Origin of the sequence: Thiohalocapsa sp. (assembly GCF_022340605.1) — a bacterium.
Taxonomy (GTDB): domain Bacteria; phylum Pseudomonadota; class Gammaproteobacteria; order Chromatiales; family Chromatiaceae; genus Thiohalocapsa.
In genome coordinates this window covers 1-22,040 of record NZ_JAJDNQ010000030.1, presented here as the reverse complement: position 1 = coordinate 22,040, position 22,040 = coordinate 1, and the positions used below count along the sequence as shown (strand labels likewise).

Annotated in this window: 15 protein-coding genes; 10 read left to right on the top strand and 5 right to left on the bottom strand. The window is 66.8% G+C overall.

The annotated features are described in order from the left end of the window. The first annotated feature begins 507 nt into the window (after positions 1 to 507). The 6 genes from LJE69_RS04370 (at position 508) to ppa (ending at position 9,638) form a co-directional block, all read left to right on the top strand. Entirely contained in the window at positions 508 to 1,284 is a 777-nt protein-coding gene (locus LJE69_RS04370) for a hypothetical protein (RefSeq protein WP_296921881.1), read from the top strand. 239 nt (positions 1,285 to 1,523) lie between these two features. After that, complete coding sequence (locus LJE69_RS04365) at positions 1,524 to 3,719, top strand: sodium-translocating pyrophosphatase (RefSeq protein WP_296921879.1); 2,196 nt, start codon at positions 1,524 to 1,526, stop codon at positions 3,717 to 3,719. 298 nt (positions 3,720 to 4,017) lie between these two features. After that, the gene (locus LJE69_RS04360; RefSeq protein ID WP_296921877.1) at positions 4,018 to 5,151 is read left to right on the top strand and encodes an alcohol dehydrogenase family protein; all 1,134 of its coding nucleotides are present in this window, start codon (positions 4,018 to 4,020) and stop codon (positions 5,149 to 5,151) included. 395 nt (positions 5,152 to 5,546) lie between these two features. Next, complete coding sequence (locus LJE69_RS04355) at positions 5,547 to 5,822, top strand: hypothetical protein (protein WP_296921875.1); 276 nt, start codon at positions 5,547 to 5,549, stop codon at positions 5,820 to 5,822. A gap of 450 nt (positions 5,823 to 6,272) precedes the next feature. Further along, positions 6,273 to 8,357, top strand: a complete 2,085-nt coding sequence (locus LJE69_RS04350; protein ID WP_296921873.1) for a sodium-translocating pyrophosphatase — start codon at positions 6,273 to 6,275, stop codon at positions 8,355 to 8,357. 732 nt (positions 8,358 to 9,089) lie between these two features. Further along, a complete protein-coding gene (gene ppa, locus LJE69_RS04345) occupies positions 9,090 to 9,638 on the top strand; it encodes an inorganic diphosphatase (RefSeq protein ID WP_296921871.1) in 549 nt (182 codons plus the stop codon). 162 nt (positions 9,639 to 9,800) lie between these two features. On the opposite strand, the gene LJE69_RS04340 is transcribed toward ppa, so the two are convergent. Together LJE69_RS04340 and LJE69_RS04335 are read right to left on the bottom strand one after the other, a co-directional pair. Beyond that, on the bottom strand, positions 9,801 to 11,120 hold the full coding sequence (locus LJE69_RS04340; protein ID WP_296921869.1) for a metallopeptidase TldD-related protein: 1,320 nt from the start codon (positions 11,118 to 11,120) through the stop codon (positions 9,801 to 9,803). Next, on the bottom strand, positions 11,117 to 12,583 hold the full coding sequence (locus LJE69_RS04335; RefSeq protein ID WP_296921867.1) for a TldD/PmbA family protein: 1,467 nt from the start codon (positions 12,581 to 12,583) through the stop codon (positions 11,117 to 11,119). Before LJE69_RS04335 ends, LJE69_RS04340 begins: the two co-directional genes overlap by 4 nt. A 448-nt stretch (positions 12,584 to 13,031) precedes the next feature. Here LJE69_RS04335 and lgt point away from each other — a divergent pair, with 448 nt between their 5' ends. Beyond that, on the top strand, positions 13,032 to 13,886 hold the full coding sequence (gene lgt / locus LJE69_RS04330; RefSeq protein WP_296921865.1) for a prolipoprotein diacylglyceryl transferase: 855 nt from the start codon (positions 13,032 to 13,034) through the stop codon (positions 13,884 to 13,886). Between the two features lie 536 nt (positions 13,887 to 14,422). Here lgt and LJE69_RS04325 read toward each other — a convergent pair. After that, a complete protein-coding gene (locus tag LJE69_RS04325; protein ID WP_296921862.1) occupies positions 14,423 to 15,469 on the bottom strand; it encodes an NADP(H)-dependent aldo-keto reductase in 1,047 nt (348 codons plus the stop codon). Between the two features lie 308 nt (positions 15,470 to 15,777). Here LJE69_RS04325 and LJE69_RS04320 point away from each other — a divergent pair, with 308 nt between their 5' ends. Next, a complete protein-coding gene (locus LJE69_RS04320) occupies positions 15,778 to 16,443 on the top strand; it encodes an energy-coupling factor ABC transporter permease (RefSeq protein WP_296921860.1) in 666 nt (221 codons plus the stop codon). A 1-nt stretch (position 16,444) separates the two neighbouring features. Beyond that, positions 16,445 to 17,332 (top strand): co-chaperone DjlA, encoded by an 888-nt coding sequence (djlA, locus tag LJE69_RS04315; RefSeq protein ID WP_296921858.1) that lies wholly within the window; start codon positions 16,445 to 16,447, stop codon positions 17,330 to 17,332. A gap of 400 nt (positions 17,333 to 17,732) precedes the next feature. Here djlA and LJE69_RS04310 read toward each other — a convergent pair whose 3' ends face one another. Next, on the bottom strand, positions 17,733 to 18,488 hold the full coding sequence (locus LJE69_RS04310) for a hypothetical protein (protein ID WP_296921856.1): 756 nt from the start codon (positions 18,486 to 18,488) through the stop codon (positions 17,733 to 17,735). 147 nt (positions 18,489 to 18,635) lie between these two features. Then, positions 18,636 to 20,618, bottom strand: coding sequence for an alkaline phosphatase PhoX (locus tag LJE69_RS04305; RefSeq protein WP_296921854.1), 1,983 nt, complete (start codon positions 20,616 to 20,618; stop codon positions 18,636 to 18,638). A 574-nt stretch (positions 20,619 to 21,192) separates the two neighbouring features. Between LJE69_RS04305 and LJE69_RS04300 the strand changes: the two genes are divergently transcribed. Continuing rightward, positions 21,193 to 21,708 (top strand): hypothetical protein, encoded by a 516-nt coding sequence (locus LJE69_RS04300; RefSeq protein ID WP_296921852.1) that lies wholly within the window; start codon positions 21,193 to 21,195, stop codon positions 21,706 to 21,708. Positions 21,709 to 22,040 lie beyond the last annotated feature (332 nt).

Here is a 22,040-nt window from a genome sequence, read left to right as displayed (position 1 = left end):
TCTCAATAACGTGCCCACCAGGGGCTGACGCCAATCGCCTGAAAGATGGGCACGCTCCGCTTTGCCCATCCTACGCCGAGATCCGCTCCGAGCGGTGATTGTGGCTCAGCGGTCGGGCCGCCGAAGAATCGGAGCGTTAGCGTTCGGGAACCGCGTGCGCGAGAACGGCACGCCGATTTATCCCGGGATGGTCAAGGATCGGCGTTTCCGGCAGTCTGGACGGGGTCGGGCGGAAGCGCCGGTGGTGCGACCAAGCGCCGGCGCCAGCGGCATGCGAGTCTCCAGCCCCGCATTCCGCAGCTCCGTCGCGGCGGGGACGCCGCTCCCATAGACCGCGGGACACCGGATCTCGACGGCGTACTGCACACTTCGTACTCCCTACTTGCGCACCGTCATAAAACGGGTGCTGCAAAGCCAGAGCGATTCCGTTAAGTTTCGCCTCAACGGCGCGCGGCGGTGCGCGCCTCCAGCACACCGGCCTGCGGGCGTTGTCCAACGAGGGTTTCGATGAGCGATTATCGGTTGTATTTGTCGCTGATCCCGGAGGCGCTGATCGCCTCGCAACTGGAGCCGGCCGCGTTCGGCGCCTACTATGCCGTTGGCCGGCACCTGCACGCCCATGGCGAGGCCATGTTCTTCGAGGTGGACCCGTCCTTCCGCGACGCGAGCTTCCCCTTCGCGCTGGCGGACGAGCGCTGCGTGACCCAGCCCAGCGGGGCACCCAAGTCCTCCGTGTACCTCGGCATCTACAACGTGCTCGGCCGCGTGCCGGTGTCGGCGCTCAAGAACCTGTATCTCGTCACCGACGACGGCCGCACGCTGGAACTGGCCCGCGGCGACTACACGCCGGACAGCGATCATCCGCTGCATCTGTACCAGGAATTCTGCCCCGTGGACCCCTTGGTGGCGAGCCGGCTGGAGCCGCACGACTTCTGCAACTCCATCACCAACCCCGATGTGCCGGTGAACGTGCCGCGCATCGCGTTCGCGGAGCTGAAGCTAGGCGAGCTGTCCACGAATCCGGCCACCGGCAACGGCGACGACCTGCCCTACTCCGCCATCAGCCACCTGCGTGACGTGCTGCTGGATTTCGAGCACAACACCAAAGACAGCAAGCTGGTGCTGAAGCAGGTCAAGCAGGGCGTCATCTACCGAATGGTGGAGCGCGGCTTCTACGTCGGCGACCACGAGGAGTTTGCGTACTACCCGTTCCCGAGCCCCAAGGAGCTCGACTCCACCTACTACGACTGGTGGCGCTCGGCCCAGGTCACCCGCTTCGACTGAACGCCGGGGCTCGACCGAGCAGCGAGATTCGATTGAGCCGCCCGTTCGAGGCGGTAGCTACCCACTGAGAGTCTTCAACGCCGGGCAGGGACGCCCGGTGATGCCGTCGCCCGCGGGCGGCGGCGCGTGGTTGGTGCGGGCGGCGTTCGCCTGCACCACTCAGCCGGGGCGTGCCTGGACGCCGCCGCTCCGTCACCGATGCAGTTCTTCAGACCGAACACATCCGTGGTACCGATGTCATGACCGAGCCCGTTTTCTGGATCGCACCGATCGCCGCCATCGTCGCGATGATCTTCGCCTGGCGCTTCTTCAAGGAGATGCAGGCGGAGGACGAAGGCAACGAGAGAATGCGCACCATCGGGGGCCATGTGCGCACCGGCGCCATGGCCTACCTTCGCCAGCAGTACAAGATCATGCTGCTCGTGTTCGCCGTGGTGGCTGGCATCTTCGCCTTCCTCGCCTACGGACTCGGCGTCCAGAACCCCTGGCTGCCGGTGACCTTTGTCTTCGGCGGCTTCTTCTCCGCGCTGGCGGGCTACTTCGGCATGCAGACGGCGACGCGCGCGTCCACTCGCACCACGGCGGCGGCGCAAACCTCGCTGGGCAACGCGCTGCGCATCTCCTTCCGCAGCGGCGCGGTGATGGGTCTGGTGGTGGTGGGCCTGGGGCTCGCGAACCTGGTGTTCTGGTTCATCCTGATCGACTGGTTCGCGCCGGAAGCCGCCACCGAGGGCAGCCGACTGGTGCTGGTGACGACGACCGTGCTCACCTTCAGCATGGGTGCGTCGCTACAGGCCCTGTTCGCCCGCGTCGGCGGTGGCATTTACACCAAGGCCGCGGACGTCGGCGCGGACCTGGTGGGCAAGGTCGAGGCCGGCATCCCGGAGGACGACCCGCGTAATCCGGCGGTCATCGCCGACAACGTGGGCGACAACGTCGGTGACGTTGCCGGCATGGGGGCAGACCTGTTCGAGTCGTACTGCGGCTCCATCCTCGCCGCCTGCGCGCTGGGCGCCGCGGCCTACGTGACGGAGCCGGCGATGCAGATGAAGGCGGTCGTCGCGCCGCTCGCCATCGCCGGCGTGGGCATCCTGCTGTCGGTGCTCGGCGTCTATCTGGTCAAGACCCGCGAGGACGCGGATCAGCGCGAGCTGCTCGGTGCGCTCTCACGCGGCATCAACACCAGCGCCGCGCTCATCGTCGTGGCCTCCGCGGCGGTGCTCTGGCTGCTCGGCATCGAGAATCCCTGGGGCATCTGGGGCGCGGTGGTGACGGGACTCGTCACGGGCATCCTCATCGGCCGCTCCACCGAGTACTTCACCTCGCCCTCCTACCGCCCGACCCGCAGCATTGCGCGTGCGTCCGAGGGGGGGGCGGCGACGACGGTCATCGCCGGGATCGGCGTCGGCATGATTTCCAGCATTCCGCCCGTGATTGCCGTGGTGGTGGGCACCCTGCTGGCCTACCTGTTCGCGTCGGGCTTCGACGCAACACAGATGGGCCACGGGCTCTATGGCGTGGCCATCGCCGCCGTCGGCATGCTGTCCACCCTCGGCATCACCCTGGCCAGCGACGCCTACGGCCCGATCGCCGACAACGCCGGCGGCAACGCCGAGATGAGCGGTCTGGGACCCGAGGTCCGCGAGCGTACCGACGCCCTGGACTCCCTCGGCAACACCACCGCCGCCACCGGCAAGGGCTTCGCCATCGGCTCCGCGGCGCTGACGGCGCTGGCGCTGATCGCCTCCTATGTCGAGGTGATCCGCATGGATCTCATTGCCGCCGGTGCTACCCAGCTCACCATGCCGAACGGCCTGATCGTGCCCACCGCGCAGGCGAGCTTGCTGGACTTCATGTCCTATTACAACGTGACGCTGCTGAACCCGGTGGTGCTGGTGTCGCTGTTCCTGGGCGCCATGGTGGCCTTCGCGTTCAGCGGGCTCACGGTGTTGGCGGTGGGCCGCGCCGCGCAGCTCATGGTGGAAGAGGTGCGCCGGCAGTTCCACGAGAACGAGGGCATCCTCAAGGGCACCGTGGACCCGGACTACGAGCGCTGTGTGGAGATCTCCACCGTCGGCGCGCAGCGGGAGATGATCCTGCCCTCGCTCATCGCCGTTGCCGCGCCGGTGCTGGTGGGGCTGTTGTTCGGCGTCGCCGGCGTCATCGGGCTCTTGGTGGGCGGGCTGGCGAGCGGCTTTGCGCTGGCGGTGTTCCTATCCAACGCCGGCGGTGCCTGGGACAACGCCAAGAAGTACATCGAGTCCGGTCACCACGGCGGCAAGAACTCGGTCGCCCACCGTGCCTCGGTCATCGGCGACACCATCGGCGACCCCTTCAAGGACACCTCCGGCCCCAGCCTGAACATTCTCATCAAGCTCATGAGCATCGTCGCGATCGTCATGACTGGCGTGACGATCTCCTATTCGATGCTTTGAGTCACCAAGTCTCGCGGCGGCCTCCGGGGAGTAAGCCACGGAGGCGCCGAGCGTTTCCGGCCGCACCTGCGACGCCTTGCCGGCTGACGCCCGGTGCGCTCCGCGCTCCGGCTCGTGCAAAGGTGCGGAAGTCCCAAGACCGTCTCAGCTCGTGGTCGTGGTCGTAATCGTGGTCTCACCCGTGCGGATACCCGATAACGACTCCGAGTACGACAACGAGGGAGCCCGGTCTCGGAATTTCCGCAGCGAAGCATGAGCCGCCCAAGCGCGAGGCGTGCTCCACATGATGGGGTAAGGGGTGCCAGATCTGAGTTATCTCGCAAACGTCAAGCCCGAGCGCTTTGAGCGGAGGTCGCGGCAGCCGTTGATGTGGGCCGTGGTAACGACTGGCAACGGCGGCTATGACAAGCTCGACTACCGCGAGGTTCCCATTCCCGTGCCAGGTCCGGGCGAAGTCTTGCTGCAGGTCCTTGGGGCGGGCGTGAACAATACTGAGATCAATACCCGGCTCGGCTGGTATTCATCATCCGTCGCCTGCGGGACGGAGCAGTTGTCCGCGACGGGACAGGATTCCGGTATTGAGGACGGGGGATGGAACGAAAAGACTCCCTTCCCGCTCATCCAGGGAACCGACTGCTGTGGCAAGGTGATCGCACGCGGCGAGGAGGTTACCGCCCCGGACATCGGCAAACGGGTGCTGGTGCGTGCCTGCATGCGCAGCAATGGCTTCGATTCCCTCGACAACATCTGGATGGCCTCGGATTTTGACGGCGCATTCGCGCAATACGTCAAGGTTCCGGCAAGCGAAGTGTTTGCGGTGGAATGCGATTGGAGCGACATCGAGCTCGCGACCATACCCTGCGCGTACGGAACCGCTGAAAACATGGTGCACCGAGCACAGGTCACGACCGCCGATCGCGTGCTCGTCACCGGCGCATCGGGCGGTGTTGGCTCAGCGGTCGTGCAGCTTGTCAAGCGGCGGGGTGCCGAGGTCGTCGCGGTCGCAGGGCGCGCCAAGATGGACTCGGTGCGGCAACTTGGCCCCGACAGGGTGATTCCCCGCGGGAGCGATCCTTGCGCCGAGCTGGGCGAATCCAGCATCGACGTCGTCATCGACAATGTCGCGGGAGAGGGATTCGGCCAGCTCCTGAAGGTGCTCGCCCGGGGTGGCCGCTACGCGTCCTCCGGCGCCATCGCCGGGCCATTGGTCAGCATGGACATGCGTGATTTCTATCTCAAGGATTTGCGCCTGATCGGTTGCACGGCCTGGGATGAGCCGGTGTTTCCGAGCTTGATCCGCTATATCGAGCGAGGCGAGATCAAGCCGCTGGTGGCGAAGAGCTTCGAGCTGAAAGACATCGCCGCGGCGCAGCAGGAGTTCATGAAGAAAACCCATTTCGGAAAATTCGTGCTGGTACCGCCGCGACCTTGATCATTAACTCGACGACCTGGTGTCCGAGGTGGCGGGACGCAGAGCGTCTGCCCTTGCTCCACGCCCGAGAGACCTGGCATGTATTGGGCGTAGGTCGGGTTTAGCGCAGTGTAACCCGACGATTGGCTCACGCGAAGCCGCGAAGGAAGACGCGAATCGGTGCCGTCGGCACTCCGGCCCTGGCCCCCACCCCCACGCTCGAGAGATCGGGCAAGCACCTGCTGTGGGGTGGGCATAGCGACAGCGTGCCCGCCACGGCGTCACGCCAACCGCCGTTAAAGATGGGCACGCTTCGCTTTGCCCATCCTACGCCGCGATCCGCTTCGACCGGTGCTTGAGGAATACTTGCCCAGTCTCGGGAGCGTGGGAGCCGGCGCCACCCCTTGGTCAGGGTCGTGATCGCCGCCGACGCGAAGCGAGACGCGCTCCTGCTCGACGAGGCCCCGGACGGCCTGGCCGCGGCCGATGCCGCGCTCATGGCCCGAGGCGAAACTTGGTCCGGCAAGCTCCAACCCCTCTGTGTCAGGCAATTTTGCAGGGCGCCAACCCGGGTGCGGCCGGAGCCGAGGAACCAGGTCGAAGTCTCTGCTCGTGGTCGTGCTCGTGATCGGATACTCGACAACGACCACGACAACGAAAACGACCACGACAACGAAGGCGAAGTTGGGTGAAACGGCGCACTGCTGGTCTGAGGATAGAGATCGGGATCGGGCGATCTGCCGCACTGGAACAACGCGGCGCATCTGCAACATAGCCAGGGTCCGATCGCGGCGAGGACACCGCTCCCACATCGCCGGTTCGCCCAATACTGAGCATTTGCCCAGAATTACCCATCGAACGCGTGGAATTCTTGCATTTTTCCTACGGCTAACGGGACAATGCCGCGCCGTCTTGGGAAAGCGCCGAGCGTCCCCATGGGGGTCCGTCGGTGCCCGGCAAGCGCCCTGAGTTCTGAGCATCCGGGCGGTTTCCCTCCCCATCATGCTCGTCCCACAGCGCCCGGCAGTTGGTCGGGGCGGTGGCGTGGCGAGATGGCCGGGCTTTGTCTGCACCGCGGGAAGCACCGAATGGCTCGGCGCCTCCCGGGCCCGGCACTAGCCATTGCTGAGGAGAACAACACAATGTCCCTAGGCCTGATCTTCGCGATCGTCTGCGCGCTCGTCGCCATCGGCTACGGCGTGGTATCCATCCGTTGGATACTCGCCCAGCCGCAGGGCAACGAGCGTATGCGGCAGATCGCCGGCGCCATCCAGGAGGGCGCCTCTGCCTATCTGAATCGTCAATACCTGACCATCACCGTCGTGGGCGTGCTGCTCATGGCGGCGCTCTCGCACATGCTGGGGCTCGCCACCGGCGTCGGCTTCCTGATCGGTGCCTTGCTGTCGGGCGCCGCCGGCTACATCGGCATGAACATCTCGGTGCGCTCCAACCTGCGCACGGCCGAGGCCGCCCACAACGGCATCGACGCCGCGCTGCAGGTGGCCTTCCGCGGCGGCGCCATCACCGGTCTGCTGGTGGTGGGCCTGGCGCTGCTCGGCGTCGCCGGCTACTACTTCTTTCTGGCGCCGTCCGATCCGTCGGACATGGAGGCCCAGATGCACGCGCTGCATGCCCTGGTGGGCCTCGCCTTCGGCGGCTCGCTGATCTCCATCTTCGCGCGACTCGGCGGCGGCATCTTCACCAAGGGTGCCGACGTGGGCGCGGACATCGTCGGCAAGGTGGAAGCCGGCATCCCGGAAGACGACCCGCGCAACCCGGCGGTCATTGCCGACAACGTGGGCGACAACGTCGGCGACTGCGCCGGCATGGCCGCGGACCTGTTCGAGACCTATGCCGTCACCGTGGTGGCCACCATGCTGCTGGGCGGCCTGCTGCTGGGCCACTACGGCGCCAACGCCATCGTCTATCCGCTGGTGCTGGGCGGCGTATCCATCATCGCCTCAGTCATCGGCACCTACTTCGTCAAGGCGAAGGAGGGCGACTCGCGCATCATGGCGGCGCTCTACAAGGGCCTCATCGTGGCCGGCGTCATCGCCTTCGCGCTGTTCATCCCTATCACCTGGATGATGCTGCCGTCGACCCTGGCCATCGAGGGCACCGGCGAAGCCTTCAGCCGCTGGGGCGTGCTCGGCTCCGCCGGCATCGGCCTGGCGCTGACGGGCCTGATGGTCATCATCACCGAGTACTACACCGGCACCGACTACAGCCCGGTGCGCAAGATCGCCCAGGCGTCCACCACCGGTGACGCGACGAACATCATCGCGGGCCTCGGCATCTCCATGAAGGCCACCGCGGCGCCCGTCATCGTCATCTGCTTCGCCATCTGGGGTGCCTACTCCATGGCCGGGCTGTACGGCATCGCCATCGCGGCGACGTCCATGCTCAGCATGACCGGCATCATCGTCGCGCTGGACGCCTACGGCCCGATCACCGACAACGCCGGCGGCATCGCCGAGATGGCGGAGATGGACGAGAAGATCCGTGCCATCACCGACCCGCTGGACGCCGTCGGCAACACCACCAAGGCGGTCACCAAGGGCTACGCCATCGGCTCCGCCGGCCTCGCCGCGCTGGTGCTGTTCGCGGACTTCACCAACACCCTGGCCGGCGAGGGCAAGCACCTGGCCTTCGAGCTGAACAACCCGGCGGTGTTGATCGGGCTGTTTATCGGCGGCCTGGTGCCCTACCTGTTTGGCGCCCTGGCCATGGAGGCCGTGGGCCGTGCCGCCGGCGGCATCGTCAACGAGGTGCGCCGGCAGTTCAAGACCATGCCCGGCATCATGGACTACAGCCAGAAGCCGGACTACTCACGGGCCGTGGACATGCTCACCCGCAGCGCCATCAAGGAGATGATCGTGCCCTCGCTGCTGCCGGTGCTGATGCCCATCGTGGTGGCCTTCGGCATGCAGTGGCTCATGGGCGGTGACGCCGGCGCGCTGGCGCTGGGCGGCATGCTCATCGGCACCATCGTCACCGGCCTGTTCGTGGCCATCTCCATGACCACCGGCGGCGGCGCCTGGGACAACGCCAAGAAGTACATCGAGGACGGCAACTTCGGCGGCAAGGGCTCCGATGCGCACAAGGCGTCGGTGACCGGCGACACCGTCGGCGATCCCTACAAGGACACCGCCGGCCCCGCCGTGAACCCGCTGATCAAGATCATCAACATCGTCGCGTTGCTGATCGTCCCGCTGATCGTCGTCTGACGACGACCCCGGCCGGCAGGGAGGCCGGCCGTACGCCCGAAGCTTTCGGGACGCTGGGCCCCAATCGCCACAATAGCTCCCGTCCGCGCGGTCGACGATCATCGAACGCCGCAGGCCGGAAGCTGTCGTTGTCCCCTACGATGACTAACCGTCGTCGCGCCTTGCCGCGGCATGCGCGCCAGCGAGTCCGATGACGCAGCGCTCGCGGACACGGGTGAAACCGCGCCGTATGAAATGACACGCCGGCTCGCGCAAAGCGAGTCGACGCTCGCAGTCAGGCGTGCGCACCGCGGCCTCGATCATTACTCCGACCATAGAGGCCGCCGCCTGCGTAGTCAGGGCATCCTGGTCTGACAGAATCAGGGCTGGAACCCCGTCTATGCAGAACTCAGCAACCGCTGGCCGGGATCATGTTCGAGGCCCGCACCGCGACCCGAGCCAGGCGGCGCTGGCCGAGCGCCCCGCCGCGGACAAGGCCCACAGTTTTGCTGCACCTGCGTTAAACTGCCCGGCTTGCTAGTGCTTCGCTGCGGAAATTTCGAGACCGGGCTCCCTCGTGGTCGTGGTCGTAATCGAATATCCGGATGGTTGAGATCACGATCACGACAACGACAACGACAACGACCTGAGACGGTCTCGGGACTTGTGCACTGGTGCACTAGTTTCTCCTTCATCCATGGCCCCATCGACGGGGTCCCGATACTCATTCCCCAACACCCAGAGGAGCCCCGCATGGACCTTCAGCTCGTCCCCCGTGGCGACAACGTCCCCAACGAAGTAAACGTCATCATCGAGATTCCGTCCCACGCCGAGCCGGTCAAGTACGAGATGGACAAGACCACCGGCGCCATGTTCGTGGACCGTTTCATGTCCACCGCCATGCACTACCCGTGCAACTACGGCTACGTGCCCCACACCCTGTCCTCCGACGGCGACCCGGTGGACGTCATGGTGGTCACCCCCTACCCGCTGATCTCCGGCTCCGTCATCAAGTGCCGGCCCATCGGCGTGCTCAAGATGACCGACGAGTCCGGTGACGACGCCAAGATCCTGGCGCTGCCCATCGACAAGTTGTTCAAGGGCTATCGCAATGTCGAGAGCTTCCGCGACATGCCCCCGCACCTGCTCGACCAGATCGCCCATTTCTTTGAGCACTACAAGGACCTCGACGAGGGCAAGTGGGTCCGCATCGCCGGCTGGGGTGGCCGCGAAGAGGCCCGCGAAGAGATCATGGCCAGCGTCAAGATGTTCGAGGAAGCCCCCGAGAAGCCCCACTTCTGAGCCGGTGCGCCAGCGCAGGGATGCGACGCCCTGAGACGGTGACAGTATTGCTCGCAACGCCGAAATCGAGCGGAGCGTAGGTCGGGTTAGCGATAGCGTAACCCGACAATCAACGGCTGACCGACTCCTGGTGTCGGGGTACGCTGCGCTAACCCGACCTACTCAGAGGGCTAAGTCGATGCCGGTGACGAGCGCGCCGGGCAGGAGGGCGCTGTCGGTGCCGCGGCCGTCGTAGGTCTCGGCGGAGAGGCGCAGCTCGCGCTCGGCGGTCAGACCTTCCAGGCGATCGCCGAGGAGGTGGTAGAGGCTGTCGTCGAAGCGCATGACGGCGAGCGGCGCGACGGGCTCCCCGTTCTCGACCCAGAAGGTGCCGAAGCGGGTCATCCCGGTCATGCGGCAGGCGTTGCGGTCGGACCAGTTGCAGTACCAGAGGTTGCCGATGAGGATGCCGGTGTCGAGTTGGCGCAGGGCGTCGCCCCCGGCGAGCTCGCCGGGGGCGATGGCGAGGGACTCGGGGTACTCGGCGGCGGCGTTGACCACGGCGTCGTACTCCTTGGCGCTGCGGGCGTCGGTCAGGCAGTCCTGATACCAGCCTTCTTCGATGAGCTTGACCTGGTCGGGCTTGGTGAAGCCTTCGTCGGTGAAGCCGGCGGCGAGGCCGCGCTGATGCTCCTCGATGATGGTGAGCTTCGGGCTAAGCTGCTTCTCGCCGGTGGCGAGCTGGAGCAGCGGGGTCTGCCGAGTGCGGTGGTCGCGGAGTCCGAAGCCACCCCACGCGAGTAGGTCCATCAGCTCGGCGAGGGCGGCCGGGGCGAGGTAGGCGCGATACCGGCCGGGCTCGATGCGGTGCTCGGCCCGCCCCAGCACGTAGAGCTCCGCGCGCTGCTGGTTGACCTTGTGGCGCAGTTGGCCCGGGTCCCAGTCGAAGCCGGAGTAGCTGGCCTTCACGGCCTTGTCGCGGTCCAGGTAGCAGGACCAGTCCAGGTTGAAGCTCTTGCTGGCGTGCCAGTGACGGTGGCCGATGGAGCTGGCGAGTGCTTCAACGACCGCGCCCGCGGCCCAAATGCCCACCAGGTCGAGCCCGGCGGCGAGGTCCGTCAGGGCGCCGATGGCGTCGACGGTGGCCGGCAGGTCGGCGTCGATGCTGCGCTCGGAGGTCGCGGGCGCGGTGGAGTAGTTGAGGTACGGGTCGTCGGGCACGTGGGCGATGCGCTCGCGCAGTTGACCGAGCAGGGCGCGCGCCTGGGCGAGGTCCGCGTCGGCGTTACCGCCGAGCTGACAACCGCCTTCCACCTGTCGGCCGCCATCGATGAGCGTGAGCCCGAGCCCGGCGCTGTCCACGCTGCCGGCCTGGCGCACCCGGTTCTCGTTGAGCCGCACGAAGTCCGAGCGCTCGGCGTCGAGGCCCGCGAACAACACCTCGTCGCCCCTGAGCCCGTCTTGCAGGGTGTCGAACAGCCGGTAGAAGTCGTCCTGTCTCATAGTCCCCCTCCAAACACCTCGATGTCCCGAAACAGGCAGGGCGGCGAAGCGTGACCGACGTAGACCGACTGGTTGGGCTCGCCCTTGCCGCAATTCTGCACGCCGCGCACCTCCAGGGTCTCGCGGCCGCCCACGCCGTCCAGGCTGCGCCAGAAGCGCTCTGAGATGCCGCGGTAGCCGGGATTGCGCACCAGGCCGGTCAGCTCGCCGTCCTCGATGAGCCGGCCGAGCTGGCAGCCGAACTGGAACTTGTTGCGGCTATCGTCGATGGACCAGGAGCGGTTGGTGTCCATCAGCACGCCGCGCTCCACGCGGGCGATCATCTCGTCCAGGCCTTCCTCGTTGGGCTCCAGGTTGATGTTGGCCATGCGGTCGATGGCCGGACGGTCCCAGTCGCAGGCGCGCGCGCAGGCCGAGCCGGACAGCCGTGCGCGGCGCTGCGACAGCTCACCGCCGAGGGGCCGTTCCAGGATGCCGTCGCGGATCAGGTGCACGCGCCGCGCCGGCGTCCCCTCGTCATCGGCGGCGTAGCTGGCGAGCTCGCCGGGCACCGTGGGATCGAAGGTGACGTTGAGCAGTGAGGAGCCATAGCGGTAGGTGCCGAACATGTCCGGCGTAACAAAGCTCAGGCCCGCGTAGTTGCGCTCGTCGCCGAGGATGCGGTCCAGCTCCAGCGGGTGGCCGATGGATTCATGGACCTGCAGCGTCATTTGGCTCGGCAGCAGCAGCAGGTCCATGCGGCCGCTGGGGCACTCCGGCGCCTCGCACAGCGCGATGGCCTCGCCGGCAACGCGCCCGGCGTCGTCCAGCAGCGCCGCGGTGGCGAGGCGCTCCAGGCCGCCCTGGCCGGGCCGGTCCGCGCCGCCGCCGGTTCGCGTCTGGGTTTGGCCCGCGATGTGTGCGGTGGCCGCCAGGCCGCTGGCCACGTATTCGAAGGTCTGGGCGATCTCGGCGCCATCGCTGCTCACCAGCAACTGCTGCACGCGGCGGTGGCCGAGCCACGCGGCGCGCTCGACGATTCGCTCGCCGAGCTCCATGCGCGCGCAGGCGTCGCTCAGCAGGCCGAGCTTGTCGGCCAGTGTCATTTGCGCCCAGGGCTGTTGCACTGGGCTGCGGTACTCGATGCGGGCGCTGCTGCGCGGGAACAGGTGCGCATCGAACAGGCCGAGCCGTGCGTGCAGGGCGGCGGCTTCCACCGCGCGTCCGGCGGCGGCGGCGAGGCCGGTGGCCGACAGGTCCGCCGTGGCGGCATAGCCGAGGCCGCCGTCGACGACGACGGTGACCATGGCACCGCGGCCGGTGCCGATGCTGCTGGGCTCGGGTACGTCGTCGCGCACGACGAGTCCCTCGTGGGTCTGGTCCACCAGGCGCAGGGTCCAGTAGTCGCAGGCGGGCGCTCTATCAGCGAAGCGGCGGGCGATCGCCCGCGGCTCGTCCGTTGCGGTGGTTGCAGGCGTAGTCATGGCTACAGTGGTGATGCGTCTTGATGATTGCGGCCCGCTCAGACGGGGCCGTCTGTTGTGAGTCTACTGATTATGGGGTTGGTTCCCGTCGCGCGCAGGCTGGTAGCGGACTCGGGAGCGCCGTTCGTCACATCGTGTCGGAGCCGTGCCGTGGCCGGCGGTGGGCAGCTCCGACGTCTCTGCCATGAACTGAGTGCCCAACCGCCACCGGGACGCTCCCCGGCTAGAGCCGACCCACAACAGGAGCAGCTTGGGGTGCGTGCCGGTTTTAGCCGGCGAGGCTGCAAGCGCGATCGACGCAGCACGATCAACGCGCAAATGATTGCCGCCGGGCGCGTTGACCTAATGGCAGTGGGAGCGCCTACCGCGGCGGCGCCCCCAGGGTGGGCGCCGGGCGGACATGGGATGGTCACGGACGCCACGGCCGCGCGTGCTAAGATTCGCGCCCATGTTGACCTACCCCGACATCAATCCGATCGCCTTCCAGGCAGGACCGCTCAAGGTCCACTGGTACGGCCTCATGTACCTGATTGGCTTTGCGCTCGGCTGGCTGCTCGGCCGCTGGCGCGCGTCGCGGCCCGGAACGCGCTGGACCGGCGTGATGGTGGACGACCTCGTGTTCTACGTGGTCGTCGGCGTCGTTGCCGGCGGGCGGCTCGGCTACATGCTGTTCTATGGCTACGATCAGATCCTCACCAACCCGCTGAGCATCCTGAAGGTCTGGGAAGGCGGCATGTCCTTCCACGGCGGTCTCATCGGCGTGCTGATCGCCATTTGGCTGTTCGGGCGCAAGCACGGCCTGCGCTTTTTCGAGGTGGGCGATTTCGTCGCGCCGCTGGTGCCCCCGGGCATCTTCGCCGGGCGCATCGGCAACTTCATCAACGGCGAGCTGTGGGGGCATCCAACCGCCGTGCCCTGGGCCATGCAGCTCCCATGCGCCCGCTTCCCGGAGCACTGTCTGGGGTTACCCCCCGGCACCCCATTCAGCCCGCCGCTGCACCCGTCTCAGCTCTACGAGGCGGGTCTCGAAGGGCTCGCGCTGTTCGCGCTGTTGTGGTGGTTCTCCAGCCGTCCGCGGCCCACGATGGCGGTGTCGGGCATGTTCCTGCTGCTGTACGGGGTGTTCCGGTTCTCGGTGGAGTTCGTACGCATGCCGGATGCCCATATCGGCTACCTCGCCTTCGGCTGGTTCACCATGGGCCAGCTCTTGTCGCTGCCGATGTTGCTCGCCGGCGTCGTGCTGCTTGCGCTCGCCTACGGGCAGCGCGGTGCGGAGCGGCGCGCGGGACGCAGCACCGGCTGAGCGGCCGCGAAGTATCTCTGTCGCGGCTCGATGTCCCGTGGCCGCCGTAGGCAGTGGCGCTCCCACAGTGTCGACGTGGCTGGAGCAACCGTTACGGCGGGCGGCGCTTGTGGGAGCGGCACTCTAGGTGCCGCGGCCGGCGGCCAGGCAGCACACCACGCCCTGAGTAACCGCCAAGCGGCAGACAGCCGCGTGGCCTTCGTCGCGCCACAAAAGGCAGTGGCGATCTCACAGCGTAAGTGAGGCGGATGAAGCGAAGCGCATCCGCCGTCTTGGCTGCGGTGGATGCGCTCCGCTTCATCCACCCTACGGTGTTCGCGTTGTTTCTGCACCGTCACGAAGCGCTTGCTTCGCCGGCCTTTCTCCCAGTACCCCGTTTCAGCCAAGATTGCAGAGCGCCGACCCGGGTGGGGCTGGAGCTGAGGAACCTGGTCGAAGTTTCTGGTCGTGGTTGTGGTCGTGGTCGTGGTCGTGGTCGTGGTCGTGGTCGGATACTCGACAACGACAACGAAAGCGAGTCTAGGAGAAACGCTGCACTAGGGCGCCGGATTCGGCTGGCGCGTGTGCACCGCCTCGATGTCCGCCAGCACCTCGTCGGATAGCGTCAGGTCCGTGCTGGCGAGGTTCTCTTCCAGCTGCGCCAGCGTGGTCGCGCCGATGATGTTCGAGGTGACAAAGGGCCGGCCGGTGACGAAGGCGAGCGCCATCTGCGCCGGCTCCAGGCCGTGCTTGCGGGCGACGGCGACGTACTCGGCCGTCGCGGCGACGGCCTGCGCGTTCGAGTAGCGGTCGAAGCGCGAGAACAGCGTAATCCGCCCGTCGGGCGGACGCTGCCCGTCCAGGTACTTTCCGCTCAGCATGCCGAACGCCATCGGCGAGTACGCGAGCAGGCCGCACTGCTCGCGCAGGGCCACCTCGGCGAGGCCGATCTCGAAGCTGCGGTTCAGCAGGTTGTACGGGTTCTGGATGCTCACCATCCGCGGCAGGCCGTGCTGCTCGGCCAGCGCCAGGAACCGCATGGCGCCCCAGGGGGTCTCGTTGGAAATGCCCACATGGCGGACCTTGCCGGCGCGCACCAGGTCGCCGAGCACTTCGAGCGTTTCCAGCAGCGGCACGCTCGTGTCCTCCGCCGGGTGTGCGTAGCCGAGCTTGCCGAAGAAGTTGGTCTGCCGGTCGGGCCAATGGAGTTGGTAAAGGTCGAGGTAGTCGGTGCCGAGCCGGCGCAGGCTGCCCTCGAGCGCCTGCTCGATGTTGGCGCGGTCGAGGCGATTATTGCCGCCGCGGACGTGGCTGAGGCCGAGCGCGGACGCGGGGCCGGCCACCTTGCTGGCGATGACGAGCCGCTCGCGGCCGCCGCGCTCCGCGAGCCAGCGGCCGATGTAGTCCTCGGTGCGGCCCTGCGTCTCCGCCTTGGGCGGTACCGGGTACATTTCGGCGCTGTCGATGAAGTTGATGCCGGCGCCGACGGCGCGGTCGAGCTGTGCCGCGGCGTCGGCGGCGGTATTCTGCTCGCCGAAGGTCATGGTGCCGAGGCAGAGTGCGCTGACGCTGATGTCCGTGCGGCCGAGGGGGCGATATTGCATGGATGCTCCGGGCTGATGTGTGCGTGTGTCTAATCTGCGCCTTATTGGGGCAACGGCCAAGACAAGGGGCTAGTGCACCGGTGCACAAGTCCCAAGACCGTCTCAGGTCGTTGTCGTTGTCGTGGTCGTAATCGTGATCTCAACCGTCCGGATATTCGATTACGACCACGACAATGACAACGAGAGAGCCCGCTCTCACCGGCCTGGCAAGTTGCCCGCGGGCCCCGATCCTTCCTTAATATGCTCGCAAACCCAACACTGAGCTGAAGCGTTCATGTCCCGTCACGAGCCGCCACCGCGTCCCGTCCATGTCCCTCGACCCCGCCCTGTTCTCGTCCACCGCCACCTCGGCCGCGGTGGTGCTGTACCTGCTGTGCCTGGCGCTCGCGCTGTGGCTCGCGCCCTGGCGCAAGCTGCTCGCCGCGCGGCTGACGCACGTCTTCTTCGGCGCCTGCGTGCTACTGATGTTCCTGTGGCACATGGAGACGCAGGTGCAGCCCGGGCTCAGCTACCACCTGCTGGGGCTCACGGCCGTGACCCTGATCTTCGGCTGGTCGCTCGCCGTCATCGCCGCGGCGGTGGCGCTGCTGGGGGTCTATCTCAACACCGGCATGCCCTGGGACGGCTTCGCGCTCAACGCCTTGGTGGGCGGCGTGCTGCCCATCACTCTGACCCAGGTGGCGCTGGTGCTGATCCGGCACTACCTGCCCAAGCAGTTTTTCGTCTACGTGATGGTAAACGGCTTCCTGACCGCCGGGCTGGTGGGCGTTGTGATGGGTTACAGTGCGGCCTGGCTGCTGGTGGGCAGCGGCGCCTACACCTTCGCGGAGCTGAGCCAGACCGTACTGCCGCTGTTTCCGCTGATGTTCCTGCCGGAGGCGATGCTGAACGGCTGGATCATGGTGATTCTCGTTGCCTTCCGGCCGCAATGGGTCTACTCCTTCTCCGACGAGCAGTATCTGAAGGGCAAGTGACGTGAGTTGGTTTGGCAAGGCCGTCGGCGGCCTGCTGGGCTTCGCCGCCGGCGGGCCCATCGGCGCCCTGTTGGGCGCAACCCTTGGCCATGGCGTGGACCGCGGCGTGGAGCGGCTCGCCGAAGATTACGGGCTCCCGTTCGGCGACCGCCGCCGCATCGAGAGCGCCTTTTTCAGCGCCACGTTCTCCGTGATGGGCCATCTGGCCAAGGCCGATGGGCGGGTGTCCGAGGCGGAGATCGCGCTGGCGGAGACGGTCATGTCCCGCCTCCAGCTTAGCGGCGAGCGGCGCAGCGCCGCCATCGCGCTGTTCCGCCAGGGCAAGGCGCCGGACTTCGACCTCGACGGCGTCATCGCCCGCTTCCGCCGCGAGTGCATGGGCCGGCGCATGCTGATCCAGCTCTTTTTGGAGGTGCAGTTGCAGGCGGCTTATGCCGACGGCGAGCCGTCGGCTGCCAAGCGCCGTGCGCTGGAGCAGATCCGCCAGGGTTTGGGCATCTCGCCGCTGCTGTTCCGCCAGCTCGAGAACCTGGTGCGCATGCAGCGGCGCTTCGCCGATGCCGCTGCCGCTGCCGGGGCACGTGCCGGTGGGCAGTGGGAAGGCACCTGGCAGCGAGGCTCCGGGGCTGGTGGCGGTGCCGGGCGGCGAGCGCCGAGCACGGGGCCGACCCTGAAGGAGGCGTATGCGGTGCTGGGGGTGCAGCCAAAGGACTCGGACGACGCCATCAAGCGCGCCTACCGCAAGCTCCTGAGCCAGCACCACCCGGACAAGCTGGTCTCCAAGGGGCTGCCGGAGGACATGATCCGGCTCGCGAGCCAGAAGACCCACGAGATCCGCCAGGCGTACGAAATGATCCAGGCGTCCCGCGCTTCGGCGGTGAGCAGGTAGCCGCCGGCGGCCGCTCGCGCGGGCGACCTGCCGGAGCAGGCCTGCCGTGCTCCAAGCGTCAGGTGGCTGGCAAGCGTTCGGTGTAGGTCGGGCCGACGTTAGGAGGCCCGACGGCGCTGTTGGCGTCGGGCTTCGCTATCGCTCAGCCCGATCTACGGGCTTGTGGGAGCGGCACTCTTGGTGCCGCGACCGGCGGCGAGGCAGCACGCCGCGCCCGAGTAACTGCCAGGCGGCGGGCAACCTGCCAGCCGTCGTCGCGCCACAAAAGGCAGTGGCGCTCCCACGCCGGCGCGCCCGGAGCAGCCGTTGTGGAAGGTCGGGTTACGCTATCGCTAACCCGACCGACGGCTGGCCGCATCGGTGCACGGCCCGACCGGCCGTGGACTCCCGCCCAGCCGCGTCAGTCCTTCGTGCGACGGGCCACGCGCAGTCCCACCAGCCCCAGCGAGAGCAGTGCCGCCGTCGCCGGCACCGGCACGAATTCCGCGTTCGTCTGGGTATTGAGCTGAATGTTCAGCGTGTTGCTGCCGTTGGCGGGCACGGTCAGGTAGGCCGTGCCACTATCGCTCAGGGCGCCCGTGACGTCGCCTCCGTCCGCGACCGTGACCGCGACCAGCTCATTCACGAAGAGGTCGAAGTTGCTGTCCATCAACAGCACCTCGGCCTGCGCGAAGGCATCCGCGAAGCCGTGATAGCCCGTCACTGCCTGCGCCACGCCGAGGAAGTACTGCCAGTCGACCGTCACAGTGGCCGCCGTGCCGGTCGTGTTGGTCATCACGATCCGGCCCTCGTTGGACAGGTAGGCCGACGCCGCACTGCCGCCGCTCCTGCCGTTGTTGTACGCCTCCGCGGTGGTCTGGCTATCCTGGGCAATGAACGGATTCGTGGCCAGATCCTGGGTGAGATCCGACGCCGGGCTCTGTAGCGCCGAGGCGACGGCGCTACCGCCGGTGCTGGTGTCGTCGTTGGTCTGCGCGGTGTCGAATTGGTATTCCACCGTGACGCCCGCGGGGACGCCATAGGAAAAGCTGAACTGGGCTTGAGCCGTGGCGCTGGTGATGGCGTCGGCGCCGGCGACGCCGGGCAGGGCCAGCAGCGCGCCGGTGAGCGCCAGCGGTGTCGCGGCGCGCTGAAGCGTATCGAGCAGATGCGTCATGTTTGTTGACTCCTTAAATTGAAGGCGAGTGCCGCTGCCACGCGGGCCGCACCGAGCCTGAAAGCGGCCCGGTGCGTTGTGTGTTGCGTGTTGCGTGATCCGGCGGCGAGCATGCACGCACCCAGGGTGCACGCCCGCCGGCGCGGCTCAGTCCAGCGCCGGGAACTTGAAGTAGCCGACGTAGCCGTACTTGGCCGCCTCGCCGTCCGGGGCATACGGCAGCTCGCCCGTGTCGGACTCGCCGTAGGGGTGCTGGACGACACTCATCAGGTAGCCCCAGCCGTTCAGGTCCGGGTACCAGTAGACCGAGGTGGTCTCGGAGCCGAAGGGCGTGGTCTGCATGCGGGTCAGGTCCTTGGTGCGGAGGTCATAGGCCCAGACCATGTCGATCTGGTGCACGCTGTTGCCGGCGTCCTCGCCGATGACCAGCAGGTTGTACCCCGGCAGGAAGCTGATGTTGTCCGGGTTGCCGATGCTCTCCAGGCTGCAACCGTTGTTGCCGTTCTCGTCCGGCGTCACCGGCTCACCCTCGATCACGCCCTGCATCAGCCGCGCGACATAGCCGCTGTCGATTGCGTTGCCCTCGCTGTCCATGCCGCCGTTGAACATGCGCAGCTCATAGACGCCGCCGCACTTGTTTTCGTTGAGGCGGATGTCGTTGTTGCCGCCGGCGTCGTAGGTGGCATCGCCGTTGGTCATGCCCTTGCTGATCTCGCTGATGGCCAGGTACATCACGCGCCGGGCGGGATCGAAGGTGGCGCCCTCCATCTTGCGGAACTCCGTGGTGGCGCCCTGGAGCGCGGCGTAGCGGCGGGTCTCGAAGCGGGCGAGGACAGCCTCGTCCATGCCCGTGGGCAGGGTGTCCTTGACCTTCAGGCACTCCTGGTAAGGCGCTTCGTGGCCGCTGTTGGTGAAGGTGAGGCCAGTCGGGCAGTCGCCGTTGGTGTCGGGGTCGGCGTAGTCGAACAGGTCGTCGAACTGCACCTCCCAGCGGCCGTCGACGTCGTTGTAGGCGTCGTCGACGAAGGCCTTGACATCGGCGTCGCTGGCGTGGCCAAGGTTGATCCAGCTCAGCCAGGCGTAGCCGCCCGGGCGGCTCGCGTTGTTCTGGATCTGGTGCCACTTGGCGGCGTATAGCGTGCCTGAGCTGAGGTCGCCCGCGGTGTCGGCGACGAACATGGCCAGCATGGTGTTGGTGCCGTCGTCGGTGATGTAGACGGTCTTCTGGTCCGGCATCACGATGGACAGCTCGTTGGCGGTGCGCCCCATCGCGAAGTGCTTGCTGACGCCGGTGGAGCCGTCGGCGTTGACCGTCACCTCCACCGGGTAGCCGTAGCGGTACGGGTTCATCACCGTCTTGGCGACGTCGGGATCGCCTTCCGGATCGTTGTTGTTGAAGGTCCAGCCGGTGTTGTCGTAGTAGGCAGCCTGGGCCGCGTTGTAGGGGGTGATGTCCAGGTTCGGATCGACCCACTCGCGCGCGTCCGGCTCGTATTCCTCCGAACCCAGGTGGGAGTTCCACGGGGTCACGGTGCCGGCGCAGTGCACCCAGCCGCCGTAGACGCCCGAGAAGTCGATCAGCCGGGTGGCCAGCGGCGTCAGCGTGCCGTCGGACGCCTGCTTCAGCTTGGTCAGGTACATGGCGGCGGGGCGGGTCTCGAAATGCGAGACCAGGTACAGGTGGTCGCCCACGCGGTGCAGGGAGTTGAAGTCGTTGGAGTTGGAGATGGCGTCGCCGCAGTTGACGCCGTTCTCGTCGCAACTGGTGTTGCTCTCGTCGGTCAGCGCCGTGCCGTCTTCCATGTAGAGCTTGCCGAAGCGCTCCGTCTGGGTCGCCGACGCCGTCGTGCCCACCAGCAGCGGCAGCGTGTCACCGCTGCGCAGCAGCGTGGTGAAGCCCGTCTGCTCCATCATGCCTTTGATCTTTGCGCTCTGGGATGACAGCACCTCATGCTTTTCCGTGGCCGGGTCCGGCGGGGTTGCGACCGACGCGGCCGGGGCGGGCACTTCTTCCGGGTACAGCGTACCCGCGGTGACGGCGCCGGCGGACAGGGCCAGGGCGCCGGCGATGGCAAAGTGAAGACGGCTCCTGGTCAACGTGGATGGGGTCAACATGGATTGGGTGATCATGGACTGCTCCGTTGGAACGGCGAAACGGACTGCCGATAGGACGTCGGCCCGCGCCGGGAACACGGCGCGTAGGGGGTTGCGTAGCTGCGGGCGGTAGAGTAAGCGGCGACTGTTGCCCAGCCGTTGCAGTGTCGTTTCGGTTCGATGACGGCGCGGCCGTCCGCGGACGACTGTCAATTTTCTTTACAATTCGCGCGCAGCCATTGCCTATCCGTCGGAGTGACGTTCGAGAAAACGTTGTTCAGCAATGGCTTGTTGGCTGTGGCATGCTTCATGCTTAGGGTTTTTGGCGGCGTGCAGGGATCGACAACCGCTGTTACTCGCCGCGCAGACTCCCGAACAGACACAGGCGCGAGACCACCATGAAGATTCACGGCCAGCCCTTGCGCAGAATCGCCGGCCTCTTCGTTGCCGCGTTGCTCTGGATGACCACCGGTGCGGCACGGGCCGGGTTCAGTACGGACTTCGCGATCGGCGATAACCTCTACCGCGACCTCTACGTCGACGCCTTGAGCCTCGACTACAACGCCGGCAGCTCAGTGCTCTCGATCACGGGGAGCGCCAGTACAGGCAGTTGGACCGAGCTCGACGGCGGCGCGATATCGCCCTTCCGAAGCATCGATTTCACGCTGACCGCATCGTTCAGCAGTGGCGGCAGCATCCTGGAGGCGGCTCGGTCTCCATTACGAACACCGGCGCGGCAGGTGACGGTTGGCCGGACGGAGGCAACTTCCTCGGCATACCGACGGATACGCTGCTGCTGGGCGCCACCATCTTCGACTTCTCCATCGAGAAGCTGAACGACACCAGCGGGACCTTCTTCTTTCGGCTCAGCAGCACCAGCAGCGGCGCCGCCACCGAGCTCGGCTGGGACGTGCCGGCCAACGGCCAGATCATCCTCAACGCAACCGGGCTGGACACCGGTTGGGACAGCGGCACCGTGGCGTTCACGGGCAGCGGCAACGCCGATGTCGGTGTGCCATCCCCGGGCACGATCGCGCTGCTTGGGGCTGGCCTGCTCGGCCTCCAAAGGCTGCGGACCAGGGTCTCGTTCCGCCATCGTCGATTTGGTTTTGGTGCCCCAGGATAAGCCGGCATTCCAGGCGGCCGCGGGGCGCGGCTGGTTGGGTTGCCGCTCGCCGGCGGCCTCGGCGGACGGCTGTAGAGACTTTAAGAGTATTCGGTGTCGGTCGGGTTACGCTATCGCTAACCTGACCTACGATCCGCTCGTTCTCGGAGTTGCGAGCAATACGTTCACGGTCTCTTAGGCCTTCGATCTTCTTCTGGTCACCCGTTTCAGTCAATTTCGCACGGCGCCAACCCGGGTGGGGCCGGAGCCGAGAAACCTGGTCGACGTCTCTGCTCGTGCTCGTGCTCGTGGTCGTAATCGGATACTCGACAACGACAGCGACAACGAAAGCA